This window comes from Paraburkholderia sp. LEh10, from assembly GCF_017814945.1.
In the GTDB taxonomy this organism is placed as follows: domain Bacteria; phylum Pseudomonadota; class Gammaproteobacteria; order Burkholderiales; family Burkholderiaceae; genus Paraburkholderia.
On sequence record NZ_JAGIPX010000010.1, the window covers coordinates 164,407 to 186,519 of the forward strand.

Annotated in this window: 15 protein-coding genes; 14 read left to right on the top strand and 1 reads right to left on the bottom strand. The window is 64.8% G+C overall.

Features of this window, described 5'->3' with window-relative positions; translation table 11 throughout:
• The first annotated feature begins 1 nt into the window (after position 1).
• The 14 genes from tssF to J8I87_RS11485 all read left to right on the top strand — a co-directional run bounded on the left by tssF (position 2) and on the right by J8I87_RS11485 (position 20,746).
• Positions 2-1,891 carry a type VI secretion system baseplate subunit TssF gene (gene tssF / locus J8I87_RS11420; RefSeq protein WP_209931551.1) on the top strand — a complete coding sequence of 630 codons (1,890 nt, stop codon included), beginning with the start codon at positions 2-4 and terminating at the stop codon, positions 1,889-1,891.
• A complete protein-coding gene (tssG, locus tag J8I87_RS11425; protein ID WP_209931552.1) occupies positions 1,855-2,871 on the top strand; it encodes a type VI secretion system baseplate subunit TssG in 1,017 nt (338 codons plus the stop codon). Before tssF ends, tssG begins: the two co-directional genes overlap by 37 nt.
• 84 nt (positions 2,872-2,955) lie before the next feature.
• Positions 2,956-5,754, top strand: coding sequence for a type VI secretion system ATPase TssH (gene tssH, locus J8I87_RS11430; RefSeq protein WP_209931553.1), 2,799 nt, complete (start codon positions 2,956-2,958; stop codon positions 5,752-5,754).
• A gap of 82 nt (positions 5,755-5,836) precedes the next feature.
• Complete coding sequence (locus J8I87_RS11435; RefSeq protein WP_209931554.1) at positions 5,837-6,430, top strand: hypothetical protein; 594 nt, start codon at positions 5,837-5,839, stop codon at positions 6,428-6,430.
• Between the two features lie 35 nt (positions 6,431-6,465).
• The gene (locus tag J8I87_RS11440) at positions 6,466-7,092 is read left to right on the top strand and encodes a hypothetical protein (protein ID WP_209931555.1); all 627 of its coding nucleotides are present in this window, start codon (positions 6,466-6,468) and stop codon (positions 7,090-7,092) included.
• 168 nt (positions 7,093-7,260) lie between these two features.
• Complete coding sequence (tssI, locus tag J8I87_RS11445) at positions 7,261-9,147, top strand: type VI secretion system tip protein TssI/VgrG (protein WP_245253856.1); 1,887 nt, start codon at positions 7,261-7,263, stop codon at positions 9,145-9,147.
• Positions 9,144-9,698: a DUF6931 family protein gene (locus J8I87_RS11450; RefSeq protein WP_209931556.1), complete on the top strand. Its 555-nt coding sequence runs from the start codon at positions 9,144-9,146 to the stop codon at positions 9,696-9,698. The genes tssI and J8I87_RS11450 overlap by 4 nt, the downstream gene beginning before the upstream one ends.
• Positions 9,695-11,338: a type VI secretion system-associated FHA domain protein TagH gene (tagH, locus tag J8I87_RS11455; protein WP_209931557.1), complete on the top strand. Its 1,644-nt coding sequence runs from the start codon at positions 9,695-9,697 to the stop codon at positions 11,336-11,338. The genes J8I87_RS11450 and tagH overlap by 4 nt, the downstream gene beginning before the upstream one ends.
• 156 nt (positions 11,339-11,494) lie before the next feature.
• On the top strand, positions 11,495-12,832 hold the full coding sequence (gene tssK, locus J8I87_RS11460) for a type VI secretion system baseplate subunit TssK (RefSeq protein WP_209931558.1): 1,338 nt from the start codon (positions 11,495-11,497) through the stop codon (positions 12,830-12,832).
• Positions 12,829-14,277: a type IVB secretion system protein IcmH/DotU gene (gene icmH, locus J8I87_RS11465; protein ID WP_245253857.1), complete on the top strand. Its 1,449-nt coding sequence runs from the start codon at positions 12,829-12,831 to the stop codon at positions 14,275-14,277. The genes tssK and icmH overlap by 4 nt, the downstream gene beginning before the upstream one ends.
• Before the next feature lie 4 nt (positions 14,278-14,281).
• Positions 14,282-17,860, top strand: a complete 3,579-nt coding sequence (gene tssM / locus J8I87_RS11470; protein ID WP_209931559.1) for a type VI secretion system membrane subunit TssM — start codon at positions 14,282-14,284, stop codon at positions 17,858-17,860.
• Positions 17,857-19,545 carry a type VI secretion system-associated protein TagF gene (tagF, locus tag J8I87_RS11475; protein ID WP_209931560.1) on the top strand — a complete coding sequence of 563 codons (1,689 nt, stop codon included), beginning with the start codon at positions 17,857-17,859 and terminating at the stop codon, positions 19,543-19,545. The genes tssM and tagF overlap by 4 nt, the downstream gene beginning before the upstream one ends.
• The gene (locus J8I87_RS11480; RefSeq protein WP_313064392.1) at positions 19,542-20,261 is read left to right on the top strand and encodes a protein phosphatase 2C domain-containing protein; all 720 of its coding nucleotides are present in this window, start codon (positions 19,542-19,544) and stop codon (positions 20,259-20,261) included. Before tagF ends, J8I87_RS11480 begins: the two co-directional genes overlap by 4 nt.
• Positions 20,262-20,410: 149 nt before the next feature.
• Positions 20,411-20,746, top strand: a complete 336-nt coding sequence (locus J8I87_RS11485; RefSeq protein ID WP_209931562.1) for a hypothetical protein — start codon at positions 20,411-20,413, stop codon at positions 20,744-20,746.
• A 70-nt stretch (positions 20,747-20,816) separates the two neighbouring features.
• On the opposite strand, the gene tssA is transcribed toward J8I87_RS11485, so the two are convergent.
• Positions 20,817-21,872, bottom strand: coding sequence for a type VI secretion system protein TssA (tssA, locus tag J8I87_RS11490; RefSeq protein WP_209931563.1), 1,056 nt, complete (start codon positions 21,870-21,872; stop codon positions 20,817-20,819).
• Positions 21,873-22,113 lie beyond the last annotated feature (241 nt).

The window sequence follows — 22,113 nt, forward strand, 5'->3', positions numbered from 1 at the left end:
CATGGACCCACGACTCTTGCGTTATTACAACCGCGAGCTGCAACACGTCCGTGAAATGGGCGCGGAGTTCGCGAGCGAGTACCCGAAGATCGCCGGCCGTCTCGGGATGGAAGGTTTCGAGTGCGCGGACCCGTATGTCGAACGCTTGCTCGAAGGCTTCGCGTTTCTCGCCGCGCGGGTGCAACTGAAGCTCGACGCGCAGTATCCCGTGTTCACGCAGCATCTGCTGGAGATGATCTACCCGCATTACCTGACGCCCGTCCCGTCGATGGCGGTCGTGCAGTTGCATCCGGATCAGGCCGAAGACTTGCCGCCCGCTGGGCATCCCGTCGCGCGACATACGGTGTTGCGCAGTCTCGTCGGTTTTGGCGAGCGTACCGCGTGCGAATACCGCACCGCGCACGACGTGACGCTGTGGCCCCTCGCGATCACCGACGCGCGATACTTCGACACGCCCGCAGCGCTCGCCGCCGCTGGCCTCATGCCGCCGTCGAAGGCTGGCCAGGTCCGCGCGGGCTTGCGCGTGAAGCTCAAAACACTGTCCGGCGTGCAGGTGAACACGCTCGCACTCGACAGCCTGCCGGTTTATCTCGCCGGCGCGGACGATTTGCCGCGCGCGATTTACGAGCAGCTGATGGCGAACCGTATCGGCTATACGGTGCGCACCACCGCGCAGGATGGGCAAATCGTCGAAACACATCATCAAGCAGCGGCGCTGCGTGCCAAAGGTTTCGACGAAGACGAAGCGATGCTGCCCTACGGTGGCCGCTCGTTCAGCGGCTACCGGCTGTTGCAGGAGTACTTTGCGTGTCCGGAGCGCTTCCTGTTTGCCGAGTTCACGGGGCTGCACTCGCTGCTCGCGCGTTCACGAAGCAACGAGTTCGAGATCGTGGTGTGGCTCGACCGCAGTGTGAGCCGGCTGCATAACGCCATCGACGCAGGCAACTTCCGCCTGTTCTGCACGCCCGCCGTGAACCTGTTCGAACGACGCGCGGATCGCATTCATCTGCAGCGGGGCGACACCGAATACCACGTGCTCAGCGACCGGACCCGGCCGATGGATTTCGAGGTGCACAGCGTGATGGAAGTGCAGGGCTATGGCGATCGTCAGGAGCCGGAGCAAAGCTTCCTGCCGTTCTATGACAGCACCGCGCGCACCTGGCACAGTTCGCAGGCGGCGTTCTATACGCTGCGCCGCGAACCGCGTTTGCTATCGAGCCGCCAGAAGCAGCGCGGCGCGCGTTCCAGCTACATCGGCAGCGAGACGTTTATCGCGCTCGTCGATGCCAATGACGCACCCTATGCGACCACACTGCGTCAGCTAGAGCTGCGGCTGCTGTGTACGAACCGCGATTTGCCGCTGCATATGTCGGTGGGCAAGTCGTACACCGACTTCACGCTCGATACCGATGCGCCCGTGTCGTCGATCCGTTGCGTCGCTGGACCGACGCGTCCACGCGCGTCGACGGCGACGGGCGAATCCGCGTGGCGCCTGATCAGCCATCTGCAATTGAACTATCTGTCGCTGCTCGACCAGGAAGGCGATACGGGTGCAGCGGCGCTGCGCGAAATGCTCGGCCTGTATCACGACCAGTTCGACACGGCCGCGCGCCGGCAGATCGAAGGCATCAAGCATGTCGCGGCGAAACCCGTGACGCGCCGCGTGCCGGCGCCCGGTCCAATCATGTATGGGCGAGGGCTGGAGATCACGCTGACCTGCGACGATGCCGCGTTCGAAGGCAGCGGCGCGTTTGTGCTGGCGTCGGTGTTGCAGCATTTCTTTGCGCGCTATGTCTCGCTGAATTCATTCGCCGAGACAGTGTTGCGCACGCTCGAACGAAACGAGGTGGCCCGATGGACCGCGAATCCCGGCAAGCGCCCGATCCTGTAGCGCTCGAAGCCGCGCTGCGCGCGAGTCCCGAAGACTATGAGTTCTTCGAGGCGATGCGCCGCCTCGAATGCGCGTATCCCGAGCGGCCGCGATTCGGTCATTCGATCAAGCCGGCTGAAGATCCCGTGCGTCTCGCGCATGCTGCGGCGCTTGAGTTTGCGTCGCGCAGCATCGCGCGTGTCGAGCCTGGAAAAGATGGCCGGCCGGCGCGCGTGGTTGGGCTGTTTCTCGGCCTGTTCGGACCGAACGGGCCGCTGCCGTTGCATCTCACGGAACACGCCGTCGATCGTGAGCGGAACGCGAAAGACCGGACGTTCGTTGCATTCGCCGACGTGTTTCATCACCGGATGCTGAGTCTTTTCTATCGTGCGTGGGCCGATGCACAGCCGACCGTGCAACTGGACCGTCCGGAGCAGGACAGGTTTCGCACGTGGATCGGCGCGCTGATCGGCATTGCGACGCCGCACCTCGACGCACGCGACGCGCTGCCGGACCAGTACAAGCGCTTCTTCGCCGGGCGGCTCGTGCCTCAGGCGCGTAATGCCGAAGGGCTGATGCGTTTTCTCGAACATTACTTCGGTGTGCCCGTGCGCGTGATCGAGTTCGTCGCCGGGTGGATGCAGTTGCCTCGCGACGCGCATTTACGCATGGGCAAGAGCATGGCGGCCATCGGCCGCGATGCATTGCTTGGCGCGCGCGTGCGCGGTGCGCAGCAGCGCTTCCGGCTGCGTGTCGGTCCGCTGACCCGCAACGAGTTCAACCGCTTCATGCCGGGCGGCGACACGCTCCGGCAACTGGTCGCGGCCGTCAAGCTGTATGTGGGCGAAGAAAAGGGCTGGGACGTGCAGCTCGTGCTGAAGAAAGAGGAAGTGCCGCTGACACATCTGGGCCAGGCTGGCCGCCTGGGTTTCAACACGTGGATGGGCCGCTATCCGAAGCCCAGCGATGCCGACGAAGTCGTGCTGAGCCCCGTCGAATGAAGACCTTCATACGCGCGCTCAAGCATTTTTCAACTGAACCGGCGACTGCGTTGCGGCCGCCTCACTTCACACAGGATTGAAATCATGGCTGAAATCAGTCGCGCCGCCCTGTTCGGCAAGCTCAACGCGCTGGCCTATCGGGGTATCGAAAGCGCTACCGTGTTTTGCCGGCTGCGCGGCAATCCCTATGTTGAACTGGCGCACTGGATACATCAGATCCTGCAGTTGCAGGATTCGGATTTGCATCGCATCGTCAGGCATTTCGGGTTGAATTCGTCGCACCTTGCACGCGATATCACGGCCGCGCTCGAACGTTTGCCGGGTGGCAGCAGCAGTGTTTCGGACCTGTCCGCCGAAGTGGAAGAAGCCGTCGAGCGCGGTTGGGTATTCGCGACGCTGATGTTCGGCGAAAGCCAGGTGCGCACCGGCTATCTGATCGTTGGACTGTTGCGCACGCGGCATTTGCGCCGTGCGTTGCTCGACGTATCGGCGCAATTCGACACGCTTCGCGCCGAAACGTTGGCCGACGATTTTGCGAGCATCGTCGAAGGTTCGCCGGAGGACGGTCAGAGCGCGACGGATGGCTTTCGCTCTGACGATGGTCGTTCGAGCGCGGAAAGCGGCGGCACGATCGCGCCCGCACCACTCGGCAAGCAGCAGGCGTTGCAGCAGTTCACGGTCGATCTGACGGCGCAGGCGCGCGACGGCAAGATCGATCCCGTTGTCGGTCGCGACGTCGAGATTCGTCAGTTGGTCGACGTGCTGATGCGTCGGCGGCAGAACAACCCGATGCTGGTCGGCGAAGCGGGTGTCGGCAAGACGGCAGCGGTCGAAGGATTGGCGCTGCGCATTGCGCGTGGCGACGTGCCGCCGCCGTTGCGCAACGTGCAGGTCCGTGCGCTCGATATCGGTCTGCTGCAGGCCGGCGCGAGCATGAAAGGCGAGTTCGAAAACCGCCTGCGTCAGGTGATCGACGAAGTGCAGTCTTCGCCGAAGCCGATCATCTTGTTCATCGACGAAGCGCATACGCTGGTGGGGGCGGGCGGTGCGGCGGGCACGGGCGATGCGGCGAACCTGCTCAAGCCCGCGCTCGCGCGCGGCAATCTGCGCACGATCGGCGCGACCACGTGGGCCGAATACCGCAGGCACATCGAAAAGGACCCGGCGCTCACGCGGCGTTTTCAGCCGGTACAAGTGGACGAGCCCAGCGAAGACAAGGCCATTCTGATGATGCGCGGCACGGCGAGCGTGATGGAGCAGCACCATCGCGTACAGATTCTCGACGAAGCGCTCGAAGCGGCCGTGAAGCTGTCGCATCGCTATATCCCGGCGCGTCAGTTGCCGGACAAGGCCGTGAGCCTGCTCGACACCGCTTGCGCGCGGGTCGCGATCAGCCAGCACGCGGTTCCCGCGGAAATCGACGATGCGCTCAAGCGGATCGACGCGCTGAAGACGGAGCAGGCGATCATCGCCCGTGAAAAGAGCATCGGCATCGAAGTGGAGTCGCGCGAGTCGCAGACTTCAGCGGCGCTTGATCGCGAGAGGCAGCGTCTGCAGCAACTGGAAGCCGCATGGGACAGCGAGAAATCGCTCGTCGAGCGGATTCTCGCGTTGCGCGCCCGGTTGCGAGAGGAGGCTGCGCCAGTCGAAGGAACCACGGCCGCGTCGGAGCAAACGGCGGACGCAATCGTAAACGCGAGCGCGGACGCCTCGAACCACGCGCACGTGTCTGTGGCATTCGACGATGCCACGCGAGCCGAGGTGCTCGCCGAGTTGAAGCAACTGCAGACGCAGCTCGCCGGGCTACAGGGCGATAACCCGCTGATCCTGCCGAACGTCGACTATCAGGCCGTCGCATCCGTCGTCGCCGACTGGACGGGTATCCCCGTCGGCCGCATGGTTCAAAGCGAGTTGCAGACGGTGATGAACCTCGGCCACCTGATGTGCAAGCGTGTCGTCGGGCAGGACCATGCGATGGAGATGATCGCGACGCGCATCCAGACATCGCGTGCGGGTCTCGACAATCCTGATCGTCCCATCGGCGTGTTCATGCTTGCCGGCACGTCGGGAGTCGGCAAGACCGAGACCGCGCTCGCATTGGCTGAAGCGCTCTACGGCGGCGAGCACAACCTGATCACGATCAACATGAGCGAGTTTCAGGAGGCGCACACGGTTTCGACGCTGAAGGGCGCGCCGCCGGGTTATGTCGGCTATGGCGAAGGCGGCGTGCTGACAGAGGCCGTGCGGCGCAAGCCCTATTCGGTGGTGTTGCTCGATGAAGTAGAGAAAGCGCATCCCGATGTCCACGAGATTTTCTTTCAGGTGTTCGACAAGGGCGTGATGGAAGACGGCGAGGGCCGCTCGATCAACTTCAGGAACACGCTGATCCTGCTGACGACGAACGTCGGCACGGATCTGATCGCTGGGCTATGCAGCGACCCGGAGCGGATGCCGGATGCGCAAGGTCTTGCCAAAGCGCTGCGCGAGCCGTTGCTCGAGGTATTTCCGCCTGCGCTGTTGGGCAGGCTCGTGCCGATCCCTTATTTCCCGCTCAGCCGCGACATGCTCGCGAGAATTGTGAGACTGCAACTGGACCGCATCAAGCGGCGCGTCGAGGAGCGCTATCGCGTGCCGTTCAGCTATGACGACGCAGTGGTGCAGCTCGTCGTGAGCCGTTGCACGGAGAGCGAATCGGGCGGCCGGATGATCGACGCGATTCTCACCAACACGATGTTGCCGGCGATCAGCCGCGAGTTTCTCGATCGAATGATGCGTGGCGAGAATGCGGCGCGGGTGGACGTCAGTGTAACGGGCGGCGATTTCACTTACTGCTTCGCAACGAACGACCAACCCGCTGCACACACGCTGGCGTCAGTCGACTGACGCACGCACCGCCATCACGGAAGTGAACCATGCGGGTTCGCTTGCGCTTCGAACCACTGGTAACCATTCTGGAGTGACACACATGCCGACGACATTGACGCTCAAACTGAAATCGAACGCCTATTCGCAGTTCCTGACTGAGTTTCGGAAGGCAGACCGAGACCAAAGCGCGGGACACGAAACGCAGGTCACGTATACGGACGACGAAGGCGCGTCGCATACCTATTTTTTCCGTTCGAAGAACTTCTCGTTGATTGCCTACGCTCACAACGGCGCGAGGATCACGTTGACAGACTACAACCACGTGAGCAGCCCTGGCTCCGCAGGCCTCAATGACTTTATCGGTTCTCTGAAACGAGGTGGCTCAGGCGGGACGAACATGAACGCCGATCTGACCCGGGTGGTCACGCTGACCTCGGAAGCCGCTCGCTCGAAGCTGGTGGAGCGCCTGATGCGAGAGGTGATCTCGGACGGCAAGACGGCCGATCTCAACAAACTGGAAGTCGTGTTCAAGGACTATAACCACGTCGCGAAGCGATGCGGCCGTCTCGACGTCAATGGACAGTACACACCGAACTGGAGACCGCTCGAAAAGGATGACTACCTGATCTATTTTCGCGGGCTTGGAGCCGCGACGAGCGGCGCGAGGGATGCGTCGATCGTCAACGAGCTGTAAGCGGACACGGCGAATCACTCGGGACGGAGTTCACGATGGCGAAAGGCAATCACGTCTTCAACAGTTTCGACAAGGTCATTCACGCGATTTACCGGGCCATCCTCGAACTGGACGGCAGGGGACGCGCGCTCGATGCAGTGAGCGGTAGCGGCGCAAGCGTAACCGAGGCGGAAACGGTGCTCAACTCGAGGTTCAAAACCTCGTATGGGTTCTTCAAGCAGATTCAGCGTCACGAGAAGATCGCGGAGATCCATACGACGCAGGACGACCGGCCCGTGATTGCCAACGATGGCAATTCGAAGGATTTCGGCAATGCGTCGGCGAATTTCGCGGCCGCAGTGATGAAATGGGCGACGACGGATGCCGCCGACGATCCGATGGAGAGCTGGCGTCAACTGGTCAATGCAGGGTCGGATCTCGCGGCGCAGGAATCGTATGTCAAACAAGGGTCGAGTTCGCCGGGAACGCCTGGCAGCGAAACCCTTCGCCGCAAGCGCTGTGTCGATTTATCGGAGTTCGTGAAGGGAGAGCTGACGAAGCTCGTCAGGAACTGGCTCCTCGCGATACGCCTCGACCTGAAGAACGCAAAAATCGTCTCGTATGACTTGCGGGACTCGGCGGCGTGGAAAGGGCTGCTGAACGCGAACGTCTTTTCTCAGTGACACGTTCGGATCGACATTTCGACGCCGTCCGCGACACGCGTGGCGGCCGTCATTCGACGCGTATTCGCGCGCGTTCAGTGTCGGGAAAGCATCGGCATTTCGCGACGGAATAGATCGGGTGCAGTGGGTGTTTTGTTTTCTGAAGCGCACACATTCACAGATCACCCCATGGCCCACGCAATCACGCTTACCTCCAGCCTCGGCAGCAGTCTGCTGTTCGCAAACATGACCGCGACCGAGTCGCTCGGCCGGCTGTTTTCGTACCGGCTCGAAGCGCTCAGCAAGAACGTCGAAGTCGATCTGCGTTCATTGCTGGGTACGCCGATGACAGTGAAGCTCGTCACGCCGCAAGGCTATACGCGCTATTTCAACGCGATCGTCTGCGAAGGCGAGCAGGGCGGCTTCGTCAACATCGACAATGTGCGCTATGCCGTCTACACGTTCACGCTCGTGCCGAAACCGTGGCTCGCCACGCGCAGACGCGATTGCCGCATCTATCGCAGCATGAGCGTGCCGCAGATCATCCAGTCGGTATTGAACGACATCGGCTATAGCGATCTGAAGCTGAGCTTGAGCGGCAACTATCCGCCGCGCGATTATTGCGTGCAATACCGCGAAAGCGACTTCGACTTCATCAGCCGGCTGATGGAGCAGGAAGGCATCTACTACTTCTTCACGCATACGCAGAGTACGCACACGATGGTGCTTGCCGATGCGCTCGGCGCGCACTCGACGGTGTCCGGCTTCGAGCAGATTCCCTATGCGCCGCCGATCGGGCGCGGCAAGCGCATGAAGGCGTCGATCAGCGACTGGACCAGTTCGCGCGCGGTCAACACGACGAAGGTGCAACTCGACGACTACGACTACCTGAAGCCCAAAGCATCGCTGCTCGCCACGGAAGAGCTGACCGACAAGGAGGACGCGCACAACGTCAGCGGCCTCGACATCTACGACTATGCGTACGACTACGTCGGCTGCGACGAGCGTCTGTCCGACGGGCAGCGCTACGCGCAGGTGCGCGCGGACGCGTTGAACGTGCCGCTGGCGATGAGCGTCGGCCGTACTGATGCGTGTGGTCTCGCCAACGGTGTGCTGTTTACGCTCAAGGACTTTCCGCTCGCTGACGCGAACGAGGAATACCTGGTGATCGACACGGTCACGCGCGTCGTCGAACCGGACTATTCCGCGGGCGGCGGTGGCGACGACGGCGAGCCGCCGTTCGAGTGTCACTTCAAGGTAATCCGCAGCCGCCAGCTGTTTCGCACGATGCCCGACACGCCGCGCCCCGTGATCGCCGGTCTGCAGACGGCAGTGGTCTACGGCACGACGCCCGAGGACATCGCCGTCGACAAATACGGCCGCGTGCAGGTCACGTTCTTCTGGAGCCGGCCGGGCAAACCCAACGCGCAGAACTCGTGCCCAGTGCGCGTCGCGCAGATGTGGGCGGGCAAGCGCTGGGGCGCACAGTTCATCCCGCGGGTCGGACAGGAAGTGGTCATCAGCTTTCTCGACGGCAATCCGGACCGGCCGCTGATCATCGGCAGCGTCTACAACGCCGACAACATGCCACCGTACACGCTGCCCGACAACAAGACCCAGAGCGGCGTGAAAAGCCGCAGTCATGAAGGCGGCGGCAGCGATGACTACAACGAGATCCGCTTCGAAGACCGGATGGGCAGCGAACAGGTGTTGATTCACGCGCAGAAGGACCTGCGCGAAGAGTCCGGGCACGACCACGACGTGCAGGTTGCGCACAACTACACGCTGACGGCAGGCAACCAGATCAAGCTCGTCACGGGACTCGCCAGCATCACGATGAACAGCACCGGCGAGATCTCGATTCAGGGCACCAATATCACGCTCAACGGCGGCATGAACGTGACGATGTCCTCAGGTCTCGCGATGGAGATCAACTCGAAAGCGAATCTGAACATGAGTTCGATTGCAGCGATGGAAATCCTGTCCGAGGCCGATTGCCTCGTGCAGTCGACCAACCTCCAGTTGATCGGAACGGCGACGGCGGTGCTGGGCGGCGCGGCGCCGATGATCGTATGAGCGCGCCGTCCGTCCTCGAAGCAGCCCGTCAGATGCGGCTTTCCATCCGCGCGCAGGCGTGCCTGCGCCCGTCGATGGTGTCGCGCGCTGCCGTCCAGGCCTTGCTCGACGCGGGCCATTGCGCCGATGCGTTGAGCCTGCTCGGCCGTCTGCTGCCGCGCCGCTATGCGGTCGCATGGGCGTGCCAGTGCGGCCGCCGTCAGACGCTCGACGAACACGACCGCGGAGGCCTTGCGCTCGCGCAAGCGTGGGTGCGCGATCCCGTCGAAGCGCATCGCGCGGCGGCGCTCGCGTTCGCGAAGATGCATCGCTATCAGACGATTGGCGCGTGGACGGCTGCCGCCGCCGGTTGGACGGGCGGCAACCTGAATCCGGATCACGAGCGGCCGACGCCGCCACCGGATCATCTGACCGCGATCGCGGCGACGGCGGCCGTGACCTACATGGCTGCGCTGGTTCCCGCACAGTTCGATGCCCGCTGTGCCGCATTCGTGTGCGATGCGCTGGGGCTGCTGAGCGTTCCTGAAGGGATCGATGGAGGAATCCGATGAGTGCCGCACAGTGCCTGGTTCTGTCGATAGAAGGCGAGCAGGCGGGCGAGCAGGCGGGCGAGCAGGCGGGCCGCTTTGACGGACGCCGCGAACAGGTGTTCGACCGTCGTGATGGCAGCATCGGCCGCTCCGATGAGTGCGACTGGGTGCTCGGCGCGCAAGGCGTCTCGCGTCTGCATGCGTTGGTGCGTTATCTCGATGGCATCTACTTCATCGAGGATCGCAGCACCAATGGCATGTCGCTGAACGGCTCGCCGTTGCGTAAGGGCGATCCGGCCGCGCTGAAGCAGGGCGACCGACTGCAGATCGATACGTTCGAGGTTCGCGTGCGGTTAAGCGGTGACGGTGCGACTGAACGGGGCGATCCGGCGCGGACGGCGCCTGTCGCTGCAGCCGCGCCGGCGCATGTTTCCGGGCCCGCGCCTGCATCGGGGTCCGCATCTGCACCTGCACCTGCGCCTGCACCTGCACCTGCGCCTGCATCTGCGCAGAACGAGGACCCGCTGGACCTGAGTCTGCTGCTTGCGCCGCCACGTGTCGATTCGGCGGAGCAAGCGGGCGAGTCCGAAGGTCTGATTCCGGGCATGACCGACGGCTCGGCGCACGGCGCGAGCCTCGACCCGCTCGCGTTGTTCGATGCGCCGTCGTCATACGTCGAAGAACGGCTGCCCCATGAGCCCGCCGCGCGCGGATGGAACCATACCCCCGCGGCGTCCGACCGTTTCCGGCCACCGCGAGCCGAGGCCGCACGGCTCGATGGGCTCGTGCTTCCGGAAGACTGGGACGCGATGGCGAGTCTGGTCGCGGCGCGATCCGGGCTCGTGCGGCGCGAAGCTGCAAAAGAGGCATCCATGACGGATGGCGGGCGTTCTGCGCTTGCGTCGCCGGGGCAACAGCGGACGTTGCCGGAAGACGTACCAGGAAAGCCCGCCGTTGCACCAGCGGGCACTTCGTTGATAACGCAAGCACCGATGCCGATCCAGACGCCGGCGCGCCCGTCGGCGCAAATGCCGATGCATCCGGCGGCCGCAACGCTCGCGCCGGCGCAAACCCCGACGCATCCAGCAGCCGCGACCCAAACGCCAGCGTATCCGTTTGGCTCGCCGGACAGTGCACCGCCTGCCGCCGAACCGCGCGCCGAGCTAACGGAAATGCTGCACATCGCCGTCGACGCGATGATGGACGTATTGCGCGCGCGAGCCGAACTGAAGAACAGCTTCCGCTTGCCCGCGACGCTCATCCAGCGCACGGAGAACAACCCGCTGAAGTTCGCGCCGACCGCACAGGAAGCCGTCAAGAAACTGCTCGCACCGCCCGATAGTGGATTCCTGTCGGGCAGCGCCGCGCTCAACGATGCCGCCGACGACATCCGCAACCACCAGATGGCGATGCTCGCCGGCGTGCGCTCCGCGTTCCAGTCGCTGCTGGCGCATTTCGATCCGGCGCGGATCGAAAAGGAGACGCAAGCGGGCGTGCGCGGTTTGCCGCTGGTCGGACGGCCGCGCTATTGGGAACGCTACAAGGCACAGTTTGAAGAGGTCACGAGGAATCCCGATGAATGTTTCCGACGATTGTTCGGCGATGAATTCGCTCGCGCGTACGAGGAGCAGCTTGGACGCCTGAAAAGGCGGCGCGATTAACCGGCACAAGCAGCCGGCGCAAGCTGCCGACGCATCTAGCCGACGCATCCAGCCGACCCAGCGTCCCAGCGCAACTGACTGTGGCGATATCCAGAAGCCGCCGCGTGACCCGCAATCCCCACGCGACGTGTGACAACCCTTACCCGACTCACCGACATGACCCAGAGCAACAAGGTGGTATGGAGCGAAGGCCTGTTTCTCAGGCCGCAGCACATGCAGCAGCAGGAACGCTATTTCGAGCGTTACGTGGAGCTGCGCGCGGGCAATGTGCGTCCGCATGCGTGGGGCTTTCATGAACTCGAACTGGAAAGCGACCTGCTCGCGATCGGCAAGCTCGGCATCAAGCGCGCCCGCGGCGTGTTTCCCGACGGCACGCCGTTCGCGATGCCCGGCGACGATCCGCTGCCGCCGCCGCTCGATATCGAGCCGAACTGGCGCGACCAGATCGTGCATCTGACGCTGCCGCTGCGGTCTCCGACACAGGCCGACAGCGCATGGCCCGGCACCGGCGGCGATCAGCTGTTCCGCTACCGCGTGCGAGAAACGGAAGTGCGCGATGCGTCCGGCAGCACGGAAGGCGTGACCGCGCTCGAAGTGGCGGGCATGAGCACACGCCTGTTACCCGAATCGCAGCCGATGGAAGGTCTGATGCGGATTCCGCTGGCACGCGTCGTGGAATGCCGCGCTGACCGTCGGGTGATGCTCGACGATGGCTTCATGCCAACTGCGCAGAGCACCGGGGCGGCCGCGCGGCTCGTCACGTTTCTGTCCGAACTGCTTGGGCTGCTGCATCAGCGCGGTGAGGCGCTCGCGGGACGCGTGGCCGCGACGGATAGAGGGGGCGCCGCGGAAATCGCGGACTTTCTGATGCTGCAGGTGATCAACCGCTATCAGCCGCTCGTTGCGCATCTCGCTCATGCGCCGCTGCTGCATCCGGAAGCGCTGTACCAGTTGCTGCTCGAACTGGCTGGCGAGCTGGCCACATTCACCTTGCCGGGCAAGCGCGCGCAGACTTTTCCGCCGTATCGGCACGAGGCGTTGCGCGAGAGCTTCGAGCCGGTGATCGCGGCGCTGCGCATCGCGTTGAGCGCGGTGCTCGAACAGAGCGCGGTCGCGATTGCGTTGCAGCAGCGCAAGTATGGCGTGTGGGTCGGCATCGTGCCCGATCCGACGCTGCTCGACACCGCGTCCTTCGTGCTCGCCGCGAAGGCCGATCTGAAATCCGAAGACATGCGCAGGCAACTGCCGACGCAATCGAAGATCGGTCCCGTCGAAAAGATCCGCGATCTGGTGAACTTGCAATTACCGGGCATCGGCGTATCGCCGATGGCGGTCGCGCCGCGCCAGTTGCCGTACACGTCGGGCTTCCTCTATTTCGAGTGCGACAGAAACTCGCCGATGTGGCGCATGTTGAAGACGTCGGGCGGAATCGCGATGCACTTCGGCAGCGGCTTCGCCGGTCTCGATCTGCAACTGTGGGCGATACGCGCATGAATACCACCAACGACCGCTCCAGCGACGCAACCCGGCGCAGCGATGCAACGATGGTGCGCCCGCAGCGCGCTGCGATCGCAACCCCGAACGCGAACGCCAACGCGAACGCCAACGCCAACGCCAACGCCAACGCCAACGCCAACGCCAACGCCAATGACGTCACGCGTATCGCGTCGCCCACGCTGCCGACGGCGCGCGTGATGCAAGGGCAAATTACCCGCGCGTCGCAACCGCAAGGCCACCTGCCGCTGCACGCCGAACTGGGCGACTTTCTGTGCGGCGTGACCAATCCTCTCGTCCGCGCGGCCAATCCGCTGCTGCTGCTGACGGTGCAATTGCGGCACAGCGTATCGCCGCCTGCCGACGTTAGCCGACTGCGCGAGCAGGCCGTCGCGCAGGTGCGCAGCTTCGAGCGCTACGCGCAGAACGCGGGCATCAGCACGCAAACCATCATGGCTGCGCGCTATGTGTTGTGCACGATGCTCGACGAGTCGGTGAACAACGCGCCGTGGGGCGATCTGAGCGGCTGGGCGCAAAAGACCTTGCTCGTGACCTTCCACGGTGAGACCTACGGCGGCGCGAAGTTCTTCCAGATCCTCGATCGCCTGAGCGTCGACTTCTCGCGCCATCTCGATCTGATCGAGCTGATGTACATCTGTCTCGCGCTGGGCTTCGGCGGACGCTATCTCGTGGAGCCAGGCGGCCTCGCGCGTCTTGCCGACATTCAGGACGATCTCTATCGACGCATTCGTGGCCTGCGCGGTGCGAGCGCCGACGAACTCGCGCCGCATTGGCGCGGCGTCGAAGATCGCCTCAATCCCGTCATGCGGCATGTGCCGCTGTGGGTCGCGGCGTCGGCGGCGGCTGTTGTGCTGCTCGGCGCGTTCCTCGTGTTCTTCACGAAGCTCAACGCGCTCGCCGCGCCAGTCAGCGCACAGCTTGCCGCGATCGGTCTCGATGACACGCCGCCCCCGCAAACGCTCGCGATGCCCGCGCCCGCGGCCGCGCGCGTGACGCTCAAGCAACTGCTCGCGCCGCAGGAGCAGGCGGGCCAGCTAAGCGTCGACGAACAGGCCGACGGCCGCGACACCGTGCGTCTCGCTGCCGCCGAGCTGTTCCCATCCGGCGGCGCCGACATCGCGCCCGACGTCGTGCCGGTGCTGCACCGGATCACCTGGGCGCTGAACCAGGTGAAGGGCCGCGTGATCGTCGTCGGTCACACGGATGACCAGCCCGTGCGCTCGCTTATCTTCAAGGACAACTTCGCGCTATCGACGGCGCGCGCGCAGAACACACAGCAGATCCTCGCGCAGGGGCTCGACGATGCGCACCGCCTCGAAGCGAGCGGCGCGGGTTCGTCGCAGCCGGTCGCGACGCCAGTCGATTTGCCCGCGAACCGCGCGCGCAACCGTCGCGTGGAAATCCTGTACATCCCGGAGCATTGAACCCATGAACACGCTGAAAACCTGGGTGACGTCCCGGTGGTTCACCGTCGCAACCGGCTTGCTGCTGATCGCTGCGCTGATCTGGCTGGGCGGCCCGTATGTCGGCATCGGCGACGGGCAACCGCTCGCGGGCGTGGCGGCGCGGCTCGCGCTGATCTTTGCGATCGTGCTGGCCTGGCTCGTCTACGAGCAGGCCATCCAATGGCGGGCGCGGCGCAAGACGTCGCAGCTGTCAGGCGAACTCGCGGGACAGGACGCACGGCTTGCCGCCGACGACCCCGGCAGCGCCGAACGCGAGCAGTTGCAGCAGCGCTTTCGTGAAGCCATCGATACGTTGCGCAAGACGCGCTCGAACGGCGGCAATCTGTACGCGCTGCCGTGGTATGTCGTGATCGGGCCGCCGGGCTCGGGCAAGAGCACGCTGGTGCAGAATTCCGGGCTCGAGTTTCCGCTGTCTGAGCGCTTCGGCAAGGAGGCGCTGCGCGGCATCGGCGGCACGCGTAATTGCGACTGGTGGTTTACCGACGAGGCCGTATTTCTCGATACGGCCGGCCGCTACACGACGCAAGACTCCGATGCGACGGCCGACGCATCCGCATGGCAGGCGTTTCTGTCCTTGCTGCGCCGCTATCGCAAACGTCGTCCGCTGAACGGCGTGATCGTGACGATGAGCGTGTCCGATCTGCTGACGCTCGATGAAGACGCGCGTCAGCAGCACATCCGCACCGTGCGTCGCCGGCTGGACGAACTTGCGCAGCATCTGAAGGTGGCGGTGCCCGTGTATCTCGTGTTCACCAAGTGCGATCTCGTGGCGGGTTTCACCGAGTTCTTCGACGATCTCGGGCCCGATCTGCGCAGCCAGGTATGGGGCATGACGTTTCCCGTCGATGCGAGTATCGACGGCAGCGCCTGCGCGCGCTTCGCGGACGAGTTCGATCTGCTGCTGGAGCGCCTCAATACGCGTGTGATCGAGCGTCTGCATGAGGAGCGCGATCGCAGCCGGCGGGCAGCCGTGCTTGGCTTTCCGCAGCAGCTCGGCGCGTTTCGCGAGATTGCGCGAGAGTTCGTCGAAGGCGCGTTCGGGCGTCATCAGTATGGCGCGCCGCCGTTATTGCGCGGCACGTACCTCACCTCGGGCACGCAGCAGGGCGCGCCCATCGATCGGATGCTGAGCGCCGTTGCGCGCACCTTTGGTGTGGATGCCGCGCGCGTGCAGGGCGCGGCGACGCAGCGCCGCACGTTCTTTGTCGAACGGCTGTTGAAAGATGTGCTGTTTCGCGAGTCGGGCCTTGCCGGCACCAATCCACGGCTCGAACGGCAGAAGCTGTTGATGCAGGGGGGCGCGTACCTGGGCATCGCGCTCGTCACGGCGCTGCTGATCGCCGGTTTCGCGGCCAGTTACACGCGCAACCGTCTCTACGTCGCGCAGGTGCAGGACACGCTGCAAGACCTGCCCCAGGCTAGCACGCTCTCTGGCGCACCGGATATCAAGGCGTTTTTCGCGCGTGCGCTCGCGCGCCTCGAAGTGATTTCCGGTGCGCAGGACGTCGCGGGCCAGTATCAGGGCCATGTGCCCTGGCTGATGCGCTTCGGCCTGTTTCAGGGCCATGCATTGCTCGCGCAGGCGCATGCCGCGTATCTTCGCGAACTCGACGGCACGTTGCTGCCCGGCGTCGGCGTGCGCTTTCGGGAAGGGCTCAGTGCCAGCGCAAGCAATCCACAGGCGCTTTACGACTACCTGAAGGGCTATCTGATGCTCGGCCAGCCACAGCATCTCGATACCGGCGAGCTGGCGGCGCTCGCGCGTATCGAATGGCAGCGTTTGTTCCCGCAGGACCCGGCGATCCAGAATGCGCTCGATAAGCACTTCTCCGCGCTGCTCGACGATCCGGCGAAGCCCCGCGCGTTGACGCTCGACAATGCGCTGATCGATCAGGCGCGCGCGACGCTGAAGACCGCCGATCTCGCGCAGCTGATCTATGGCAACGTCCAGCTCGACGCCAATCGTTCGGGCGCGCCGCCCGTGCGACTCGATCAGTCGCTCGGGCTGCTCGGCAACGTGTTCCGTCGCAAGAGCGGCGCGCCGTTGTCACAGCCGCTTCCCGCGCTGTTCACGAGGCCGGTTTTTGCCGCCGAGGTGAACGGCGGAGTCGATCGATCGGTGAACGGGTTCGTGAAAGACTACTGGGTGTTCGACGCGAGCCGCATCGATCCCCTTGCGCGCTCGCGCTATGAGCAGCAGGTGCTGGCGTTGTACGAGCAGGATTACATCAAGGCCTGGGATGGGCTGCTCGCTGACCTGCAGCTTCAGCCAGTGTCCGATATCGAGGGCGCGAGTGCGCTGGCCGCGAAGCTGTCGGGGCCGAGTTCGCCGCTGAAGGCGCTGCTGCATCTGGTGCGCGACAACACCAGCGACATGCTGCGCGTGTCGACTACGGGCGGCGTATCAGTGGCTTCGGCCGCTTCGGCGGCATCGGCGGTGGGCGCGCAGGCGGCGTCGGTGGGCGGGAATCTCGCGCTCAGACGCGCGGCGAATACGCGTCTCGCAGGCGAATTGCGCGACGCGGGTGCGACGTTGCCGGATGGCTCGCCTGCCAGACCGGCGTCGGGCAATGCGCCGGCTAGCCAGCCGGGAGCCGCCATCGACGCGCATTTCGCGCAATTGAACGAGATCAGCGTGGGCACGCCGGGCTCGACGCCGCTCGATCAGCTGAGCACCGTGCTCGATCAGCTCGGCAAAAACCTGCTGACGATGACCGACCTGGGCGCGCCCGGCGCGCAGAACAACCAGGCGCTGCTCGCGGCGCGCCAGGAGAACGACCAATTGCCGCCGCAGGTGTCGTCGCTGATCTCCGGCTTGACGGGCAAAAGCGCGGATCTCGTCGCGAGCGGCAGCAGCGCCGCGCTCGTCAGCCAGTTTCGCGAGGCAGCCGGCAATGACTGCGCGAGCTTCGTCGATGCCCGCTATCCGTTTGCGTCGAACGGCGGATCGGATATCCCCGTGCAGAACTTCGCCGAACTGTTTGGCAACGGCGGGCGCTTCGACAGTTTCTTCAAGTCGACGCTGTCGAAATCGGTCGATACCAGCGGCCGCGTCTGGCGCTGGAAGCCCGGTGCGCCCGCCGGCCCGGTTGCCGTGCTGAGCGAAGCGCAGACGGCCGATGACATCCGTCAGATCTATTTCCGCAACGGCGCGCAGCTGCAGGTCGGCTTTACGTTGCTCGCACCGCAACTCGATCCGGCGATCGCGAAGCTGACCGTCGAAATCGACGGACAGAAGTATGACTATGCGGCGAACGGCGCCGCGAGCATGCCGATGACGTGGCCCGGACCGCAGCCTGGGCATGTGGTCATCAGCGCGTTCGATACATCGGGCCAGCCGATTGGCGCGCCGCTGAAATTCGACGGCGACTGGGCGTTCTTCCATGCGCTCGACGCGGCTCATCTGCAGAAGCAGGGCGATCTGCGTTATCTCGCGAGCTTCGACTTCGCGGGCCATGCCGCGAAGCTGCCGATCGCGCCCGCGAGTCTGAAGAGCCCGTTCCTCAACGACGAAGTCCGGCGTTTCAGGTGTCCGCGATGAACGGAGGTGTCGGCTTCTTTGGCAAGTTGCCTCGCGCGGGCGATTTCGTTCAACGACGGCTGCCCGCCACGTTCGTCGAAAGCTGGGACCGTCATTTCCAGCGCGCGGTTGAAGCCGGGCGCCGCGAGTTGGGTGCGCAATGGGATGCCGCATGGCGACAGGGCCCGGCGTGGCGCTTCGTGTTGCCCGCGCCCGTGTGCGGCGGCGTCGCGTGGTGCGGCCTCGTCGGACCGGCCGTCGACCGGCTTGGCCGCGCCTTTCCGATCGTGCTGGCTGCGCGCTGTGACGCCGATGTCGAGGCCGTCGTCGGCAATCATGCGTGGTTCGATGCATTGGAGCGTGTCTATCGCAGCGCGCAGAACGAGTTCGTGAGCGTCGAGACGTTCGATGCGCGTGTGGCGACGTTGCCTGGTCCGCTGACGCACATGCAACGGGCGACGCCGAGGGCTGCGCTGTGGCGCTCGCTGCCGTGGGACGACGGTCAATGGCAACTGGCGATGCCCGAAGGCGCGGCCGTCGCGATGATGCTGGCCGAAGCGTGGTCGCAGCTCGGCAGGCGGCCGGGGCCGTGGTGCCTCTGGTGGACGGCGGGCGCCGCACGACTGCTGGCGACGCGTGGGTTGCCGCTGAGCTATGCGGTGCTGCTGGAACCGGTGGCGTCGGACGCGGACGTTGCGGGTGAAGTCGATGGGACGGGCGATGTGCTGCACGAGTTCGGCTTGCGATCCGTTCGGCAATGCGAGCCTGTTGCGTTGCCCGACGACGACGCGATGGACGCCGCGCAGTCAGGTCTGCAAGCGCACGAACGTCATGATGAACGAAGCATGCCGACGCAGTCGCATGGGCTGCACGATCCATTGGCCGTCGATGATCTGGCGCTCGCGGCAGCGGCGATGGGTGATCGATGGGTGGCCGCGTCTGACGGCGCGTCCGTGTCATCGATGGACACCACGTACCATGCCTTCGCTCATCGTTCGCAGATCGTCGGTGATGGTCGCGACGACCGATGGGTGCCCGGCCGCGCGTGGGCAGCCGGTCACGCCGCGCACGCCGGCGAAGCTCTCCTGCTGCTCGACGAAGGCCGTACGCTGCTGCTGAGCGCCGACGAGGGTCCGTACCACTCGCACCGGCATGCAGCGCACGCGATCCGCGAGACGGCGCAGCGAGGCGCGGCTGATCTGGCGAGTCTGCGAACCCACCTGCTGACGCTGCACGCACGACTGCGCGAAGGCCAACCCGGGGCGCACGATGCATGCCACGCGCCGACGGAAAATGGCGCGGCCCTGATCGCACGCTTCGACGCAGCACGGGTGCGGCTGCTGCGAATCGGCGCCGCGTCGGCCTGGCACTGGCGGTGCGGCCAGTTGCAGCCGCTGTTCGTCGAGCGAGCCGCAGGTGCGGGCGGCGAATTCGACGATCTGCTGTTCGGCGATGCATGGCTCACGATGCCCGGCATCGGTGGCGCGCAAGAGCCGGATTGCGACGAAGCGTGCGTCACGCTCGAAGATGGCGACCGGCTGCTGCTGGTCGTCACGCGCGCGCTCACCCAGCTTCCGCACGCGTGCCTCGCCGAGGCGCTGGCGTTGGCCACGAACGAGGAAGTCCGCCTGCATCTCGCGGTGTGCGCGGGCTTGGGCGCGCAGCCCGCGCAATGGCCATTGGCCGTGCTGGGAGCCCGCTCGTGACGAGGCGCTATTGCTCCGCCGGCCGCACCGAGACAGGCAAGGTGCGCCGCCGCAACGAAGACGCGATCCTCGTTCGCGACGACCTCGGACTGTGGGCGGTCGCCGATGGCCTGGGCGGCCATTCGGCTGGCGACTACGCGAGCGCGCTGATCGTCGAACGGCTTGGCGCGCTGACGCGCGAAGGCAGCGTCTATGACTTCATCGCCGCGATCGAGGAGAGTCTGCAACAGGTCAACACCGAGCTGCGCGAGGCCGCCGTCGCGCGACGGGCCGACGTGATCGGTTCGACAGTCGCGCTGATGGTCCATGACCCGCGGTTCGTGCTGTGCGGCTGGGTCGGCGATAGCCGCGTCTACGTGCAGGAAACGGGCGCATTGACGCAACTTACTTGCGATCATGTGCAGGGTCAGCCCATCGACGTCGCGCATTTCGGACGACGCGCGCCACCAGGCGCGGACGCAGGCATGCTGATGCGGGCAGTCGGCGTCGATGAGACGCTCTACGTCGATTGGGCCGTGGCGGGCAGTCGTCCCGGCATGCAGTTCCTGTTGTGCTCGGATGGCGTCACCAAGGAGTTGAGCGATGGCGAATTGTCGGTGATCTGTCGCGAGCAGCAGAGCCCGCATCAACAGATCGAGCGCCTGTTCTCGCTCGCCCTTGGGCGCGGCGCGCGCGACAACATTTCCGCGCTCATCGTGCGGCTCGAAGCGCCGTGACCGCGATGAATCGTCTGGAGCCTATCGTCAGCGCTTATGGCGGATCGATGCACTCGCGATGCACTTCGCGATCGAGCGCGTCGAGACAGGCCGGACCCATGTGATGGACGTCGTGCAGTGCGTGTGGCTGCGACAGAGGAGAAACGGGAATGAGTGTGGACGAGCAGCAGGTCAACGACGCATTGCGCGCGCTCGACGAGGACCATCGACTACAGCGGATTCGACGCGATGAATACCGGCAACGGCGGCGCGCGTTGCTCGAATCGCTGGCGCGCGATACAGCGGGTGCCGACGACACCGTGCGGCGGGCGGTGCCGCGGGGCATCGCGTTTCAGCGTGACGCGTCGCCCGATGGCCGCGATGCTCGAAGTAGCGAAAATGCGGAAGATGCCGGACGTGCAATAACGCGGCCGCTCGCCACATGCGCCGTGCTCGGCATGGTTGCGGTGAGCGTGCTGCTGGTTTGCTGGTTCGCCTTCGCGTAGTGGACAGCGGTTTTTGAAGCAGCGCGGTTCGAGCGCCACGGCCGCCCAATGTCGCGCCGCTCTGTGCAAATTAATCTTCGTCCGGACCGGACAGCGTCCGCAATTCCGCAAGGCCGCTGGGTGCGACGTTCTTCAGGACCTCCGCGAAGTTCTTTCCGACCAGATTTCGGGCTCGCTTGAGCAGGATCGGCAGCGGACTGGACGGTTCGTGACGTTCGAAGTACTCGCAGATTTCATCGATGCGCAGGACGACGTCGTCAGGCCCCTCGATTTGTCCGTTGCCGCGCCGGGTTTCGGGATTCGCGGGCGCATCCCCGTCCCCGTCCTCGTCGTTCGGCGCCAATGCGGCGGCGAGCGCTTCGCTGCGTTCCGGAAAACGCCGCAACAACTGCGCATCGACGAACTTCTTCAGTTCTTCGATATCGCCGGCGAGATGGCTCAGGTCGGGGCCGGCCGTACCCAGCTTTTCGCTCGCGATCGCGCCGATCGCGCGCGCGTGCTCGAGCGCTATGGCAAGCGTCGCCGCCACGTTGGGCAACTGGTCCTCGGCGCAATCCATGCAGCACGCTTCGAGATCGATCAGCGTCGGCGGCGGCGAGCCGGCCGCGAATGGCGACGGATTCATCGCGCCCGTCGCGATCCGCAGATCGCGCAACGAAAAGCGGCCGAGTCGCGGTGACGTCACAAAGGGCGCGTTGCGGAAATATGCGAGCACGCTTTGAGGATCGCCGAGCGGCATGATCGCGTTGGAACGCGCGGTGGCGTCGTTGTTGTCGTCGGCGTCCAACTGCGGGTGCACCGCGTCCCAGTAGCGTTCGAGCAGACCGCGAACCAGTCTCAAACCAGCCGTCCAGCCTGCAAGGCCATGGATGCGCGTCGAGGCGGCCGTCAGATGGATCGCGACGCGCAGGTCGTTGGTACGGTTGAACAACGCCTCGGCGGCGCTTGCCACCTTGTCCCAGTCGGGTTCCACCGCGGCCTTCAGGCTGTCGCCCATCGCGCGCTCGGATGTCGGTGTGGCGAGCCGTTCGAGCGCGATGAATTCCGGATCGTATTCGAGGTTTTCGCCCGTCGGCGCGCTACCATCGATGGGGCGCAGCAGGTTGTCTGGATCGAATGGCATCATGATTGGCTGGCAAAAAGTCGAAATCGCGCAAAGGCGGCGGTGATGACGCAGGGAAGGCGAGCGCGTGACATCGAATACTCAACAGCCGGTGCGCCCGGATTATTCCGTGCATATGCGATTCGGTTTCGCGCCTGCCCCGTTGCGGGCTGCTGCGCATCGCGCGTCAAAAACTGCATCATGCCTGCCCGTCATTTCACACGAATCACTCGTGCGTTGAATAAAAAGGCGAGGTGACCGGGTC

Coding starts and splice junctions, on each gene's coding strand:
- tssM (WP_209931559.1), top strand. CDS start 14,282: ATGAACACGCTGAAAACCTGGGTGACGTCCCGGTGGTTCACCGTCGCA.
- tssF (WP_209931551.1), top strand. CDS start 2: ATGGACCCACGACTCTTGCGTTATTACAACCGCGAGCTGCAACACGTC.
- J8I87_RS11450 (WP_209931556.1), top strand. CDS start 9,144: ATGAGCGCGCCGTCCGTCCTCGAAGCAGCCCGTCAGATGCGGCTTTCC.
- tssG (WP_209931552.1), top strand. CDS start 1,855: ATGGACCGCGAATCCCGGCAAGCGCCCGATCCTGTAGCGCTCGAAGCC.
- icmH (WP_245253857.1), top strand. CDS start 12,829: ATGAATACCACCAACGACCGCTCCAGCGACGCAACCCGGCGCAGCGAT.
- tssI (WP_245253856.1), top strand. CDS start 7,261: ATGGCCCACGCAATCACGCTTACCTCCAGCCTCGGCAGCAGTCTGCTG.
- J8I87_RS11440 (WP_209931555.1), top strand. CDS start 6,466: ATGGCGAAAGGCAATCACGTCTTCAACAGTTTCGACAAGGTCATTCAC.
- tssH (WP_209931553.1), top strand. CDS start 2,956: ATGGCTGAAATCAGTCGCGCCGCCCTGTTCGGCAAGCTCAACGCGCTG.
- J8I87_RS11485 (WP_209931562.1), top strand. CDS start 20,411: ATGAGTGTGGACGAGCAGCAGGTCAACGACGCATTGCGCGCGCTCGAC.
- J8I87_RS11435 (WP_209931554.1), top strand. CDS start 5,837: ATGCCGACGACATTGACGCTCAAACTGAAATCGAACGCCTATTCGCAG.
- tagH (WP_209931557.1), top strand. CDS start 9,695: ATGAGTGCCGCACAGTGCCTGGTTCTGTCGATAGAAGGCGAGCAGGCG.
- tagF (WP_209931560.1), top strand. CDS start 17,857: ATGAACGGAGGTGTCGGCTTCTTTGGCAAGTTGCCTCGCGCGGGCGAT.
- tssA (WP_209931563.1), bottom strand. CDS start 21,872: ATGATGCCATTCGATCCAGACAACCTGCTGCGCCCCATCGATGGTAGC.
- tssK (WP_209931558.1), top strand. CDS start 11,495: ATGACCCAGAGCAACAAGGTGGTATGGAGCGAAGGCCTGTTTCTCAGG.